4 protein-coding genes are annotated in these 3,146 nt (G+C 46.5%); all 4 read left to right on the top strand.

Annotated elements, in window-relative coordinates; translation table 11 throughout:
• Nucleotides 1-239 (top strand): hypothetical protein (locus FPL11_RS10155; protein WP_222103846.1); only part of this gene is annotated, 239 nt, incomplete at its 5' end.
• 94 nt (nt 240-333) lie between these two features.
• The gene (locus tag FPL11_RS10020; protein ID WP_144348484.1) at nt 334-1,485 is read left to right on the top strand and encodes an O-antigen ligase family protein; all 1,152 of its coding nucleotides are present in this window, start codon (nt 334-336) and stop codon (nt 1,483-1,485) included.
• Between the two features lie 112 nt (nt 1,486-1,597).
• On the top strand, nt 1,598-1,840 hold the full coding sequence (locus FPL11_RS10015) for a hypothetical protein (protein ID WP_144348483.1): 243 nt from the start codon (nt 1,598-1,600) through the stop codon (nt 1,838-1,840).
• A 907-nt stretch (nt 1,841-2,747) separates the two neighbouring features.
• Complete coding sequence (locus FPL11_RS10010) at nt 2,748-2,951, top strand: hypothetical protein (protein ID WP_144348482.1); 204 nt, start codon at nt 2,748-2,750, stop codon at nt 2,949-2,951.
• Nucleotides 2,952-3,146 lie beyond the last annotated feature (195 nt).

Raw genomic sequence — 3,146 nt, 5'->3', positions numbered from 1 at the left:
GTCTGCTGGCTGATGCGGTGGTTGGTAGTTTTATGGCGCTGGATATTATCCGCCGTACTGTCGTTACTGGATCGCGGTACTTCGGATGCCCGCTCAAACCCCAAGCCAGCGGCCGTGTAGCCGGATGTTCAGGATCGACTACTTATGACCTGTCCGCTATCTGGGGGAGCTTACGAATAACCGGCGAAGTGCCTACTTTTAATTTGTCTATTTTACCGAAGAGATTACGATTTGCTTAAACGAGACTATTTTTTCTTGATACTTTTATGTTGTCTGTTCCTCTCGTCCGTCCTTTCCTTGAGTTCCGCTAGTAATGCGCTGCAAGATTATTCCTTGATTATTTTCGTAATATGCTCTGGGGTGCTAAGTGTCGTTCATGCGAAATATTTGGTTCCGAGAGGAGGGATCATCCCAGCGACGCTTTTGTCTTTAGCGTCTCTTTTCGCTTTAATTTCTGCAAGTCTTCACTCTTCGCTAGAGCTCGTTTCCTTTTTTATTGGAGTGTTGACTTATTTCACAGCATTGCTTGTGGCAATGAGAACAATCAGCGATCCTGTTTTTTTTGCTTCGAAGTTATCAAGGTATCTTTCACTTATAAGCATCATAGTTTTTGCTTTCAGTTTGTACCAAGAGCCTTTCGTTCTGAACCGGTATGCTGGGTTTACGCATAATCAAAACAGTTATGCGTTTTTTCCTGCCGCCGTAGTCATGTTAATAGTTGGCGTTGGTGTTTCTTCAATTGATGCTAAAACTCCGCGACCGTATCTTTCTTATATCGCGGCGGCCACGGCACTCGTGTTTCTGTTGTCGACTACTTCAAGGGCTGCTTTTGCGTCAGTTGTCATTCCATTATTGCTTTACGCTCTACTAGCTTCAAAAAAAAGAGTTCTTTCTAAACCCGGTATACGCAAATTGGGAGTTTTTGTTTCCGTTGTTCTTGCGCTATTTATTCTAAAAGCTTGTGGTTTCGACCTTTTAGAGGGATTGATACAAAAAACTCTAGTAACTTACGAGCAAGGAGAGCTGGCTAGAGGCCGCGTTTCTGGCTGGATGGCTGCGTTAAAAGAGTGGAGCTTTTTTGGGCATGGCCCAGAGTTTCGTTATTTTCCTGGCTATAGTTTGGATAACTATGGGCACAATATTTTTATCACTCTTTTGTCGCGCGTGGGCGCCCTTCCCGCAATTTTTTTTGCGGCATTTTGTTTGTTTGTATGTATCGACCTAGCGAGGAGCATAAAAAAGGGGGGGCGATGTTTGCCTGTTCCGGCATTCTTTCTTTTATCGAGTTATCTTGTTCATGCTACTTTTTCCAGCACTTTCGTCGCGCCGAGTTTATGGTTGGGTCTTCTCTTCTACACCCTTTTCTTGTGGTGTCGATCTAGGGAGACTGCGCATAAGTATGTTTTTCAACCGCTATCTACAGGGCCAAAGTTTTCGAAGGTGAACGAGCGTTCGCATCGTGCCTTAGATAGCGCAGAAACCTAATATTATACCGGTCCATTCCGTAACCGCTACGTGCAGAGATAAAACGTTACCTAACTTTTTAGTTGTGGGTGCTGAGAAAGGGGCCACGAGTCGGTTGTATGGAAAATTAAAAATGCAACCGGATATTTTCTTGCCGGTGACAAAAAAGCTGCATTTCTTTAATGATTATAGTTCCCGTCAAAAGGAACTCGGGAAGTATAATAAGCTTGCGGTTGCATGGTATGAAAGATTCTTCCGTGATCATCAGAATGAGGTAATGGTTGGTGAGGTGACGCCGATGTACATCAATGCTCCTAGCGCTATTCCGCGAATTGCTCACACTTTAGGATCAATGCAGCTTATCGTGTTTTCGTGATCCGTTTTTTAGGTTGAAGTCGCATTTTCAACGGGCACGGGGAAAAGGTCATACGTCTTTAGATGTGGAAGATCTGCTGGTGCATGGAAAAGGGTAATTCCTTAATAGTGGGAAATACGGCGCGCAAATGCAGAGACTGCTGAGACACTTCCCAATAGAAAGCGTAAAAATATTTTTTCCGATGATATAATAAATGATCCTGCGGCACTTTTACGCGACGTTTTCGAATTTTTAAGGGTGGGCATTGCATGTGCCGATAGTTTAGCGGTAGTTCGAACGAACCCCAACTCCGAATCTGGTTTTAAATGGAAAAGAATGGGGCAATTATTCTCAGCTTCTTGTCAGTTTATGAGAGGGTTAGAGCACGGCGGTATATTCGTTGACTTTAAAAAAACCGGTACCGCTTGTACATTAAAATCGGTTAATTCTAAGGAGCCTGTAGATATTTGGATTCCGGATGCCGTGGAGCAAAGTATAAGGGAATTTTATAGCAAGCAATTGCAACTCCAGAGTGGATTGCAGGCGTGGACCGAAGCGACTGGAAAACACGATAAAGTGAATCGGCTAGCCGTTGCATTTAGATGTCGCGCCTCGTGCGATTCCATATTTCTGACGAGTAATGCGTTGTGATGTGCACTTCAATTGGTAAACAATATGCTTTAGGGGCCAAAGTTAAACGTCTGGCTACAGGCGGGCGCGACTACTCTGAGGCGGCCCCCATCCTTCGGATCACTGGTAGGGGCTAAGTTGTAAAGACCGGTAGACTCTCCGTCAGCATTAAGTTTCCGGCATATGAGCCCAATGGACCTCAGTCGGGGTTCTTTGATCAGTCCCGGTATGTGGCCGCTCTGTGTTGTAGAAGTCGATGTAACTGCGGAGCCCATGCTCCAGGGCTGTCGATCTGTCGTTGCCCCCGCAGGTAGATATCCTGGTAGTTCAGCGTTCGCCACAGTCGCTCGACGAAGACATTGTGGAGGGCCCGGCCGCGGCCATCGATGCTAATTTGGATGCCCCACGTCTTGATTCGTCCGATCCACACGGTGCCGGTGAATTGCGCGCCCTGATCGGTATTGAAGATCAGCGGCTGACCCTGATCGAGGGCCGCATATAGCAGCGAAGACGTGGTGGCATTTGCCGTATCCGTGCTTCAAAAGGCTTGCACTGTTTGCGGCAGCGCAGGGGAATGTGATCCCCCCAGAGGATGCCGTTGATTGGCTGTTGGCTGAGCGCCAATGTCAGACTACTTGTCGCCTCGATTTTGTATCCTCTTAAGTTCAGAGGGGCTGAAGGAGACGACGAGTCATGC

This window comes from Spiribacter aquaticus (assembly GCF_007625215.1).
Classification (GTDB): Bacteria; Pseudomonadota; Gammaproteobacteria; order Nitrococcales; family Nitrococcaceae; genus Spiribacter; species Spiribacter roseus.
This window is presented reverse-complemented; position numbering and strand designations above follow the sequence as displayed.